This is a genomic window from Modestobacter sp. SYSU DS0657, assembly GCF_054050925.1.
The window spans coordinates 1-877 of record NZ_JBJHAG010000061.1 but is presented as its reverse complement, the minus strand read 5'-3'; the positions used below and the strand labels follow the sequence as shown (position 1 = coordinate 877).

At 72.2% G+C, this 877-nt stretch carries 1 protein-coding gene; it reads right to left on the bottom strand.

Annotation, left to right across the window (positions count from 1 at the left end; all coding sequences use genetic code 11):
• Positions 1 to 722: 722 nt before the first annotated feature.
• Complete coding sequence (locus ACI79A_RS19645; protein WP_457085436.1) at positions 723 to 863, bottom strand: alpha-hydroxy-acid oxidizing protein; 141 nt, start codon at positions 861 to 863, stop codon at positions 723 to 725.
• Positions 864 to 877 lie beyond the last annotated feature (14 nt).

The window sequence follows — 877 nt, the reverse complement described above, 5'->3', positions numbered from 1 at the left end:
GCCGGACCCGGTGGCCTCGGCCAGCACGTCGGCCCGGTACCACTCGGTGAACCGGCCGCGAGCGTCGCCGTGCGCGACGAGATCGAGGACGTAGCTGTCGGGCACGGACAGTTCACGGATCTGCACGCCCCAACGCTAAGGCAGGACGCCTTGCGCCTGAGCCGCGCGACCTCAAGCTTCAGGCGGCGCTCGGCAAAGGCTGACCGAGCCGGTCCGGTCACAGGGCTTTGAGCGCGCCACGGACGGTGGGCTGGAATGTCGGAACGACTGCCCCGGCCTCAGCAGCCGCACCAAGAGGCCTCTCCGTCAGGTCGTTGGCGGGCGAGGCCTGGCCCTGACGGTCTGGCAGCTTGGTCGTTTGATCACTCGGACGCAGCGCGGTTCGCGCCTCCTCCTGTCGGGTCGCGATAAGCGCCGCGCGCCACTGCCGATACTCGCGGTCCACCCAGGAGCCGGTCTCGCCAGCGGGTCCGGCGGCACCACCGTCATCACCACAATCGGGACTCCGCTTCAGGCCAGCTATCCGGCCAAGTGCGGAGGGGCGTCGTCCCCACCGACGTCCTCGGCGGCCTCCGGCCCGGCGGGACCGTCATCGCACGGCACCTCGGCCACGGTCGCCGGCTGCGCCCGGTCGACGAGGTGGTCCCCCGGCGAACTGCCCCGCGATTACGACCCGTGCGCTGCGCGTTCGGCTGAGGAGCAGGCATCGCGCCTTCGGCTCGTCAGCGGCCCCTCAACACTTCGCGGGAGAGCTGGTCGACGGCGGTGTGGCCGGTCAGGCCCAGGGTGAGGTCGAACTCCCCGAGCACGTCCTCGACCACCTGGCGCACGCCGGCCTCCCCGGCCAGGCCCAGCCCCCACACCCACGGCCGGCCCA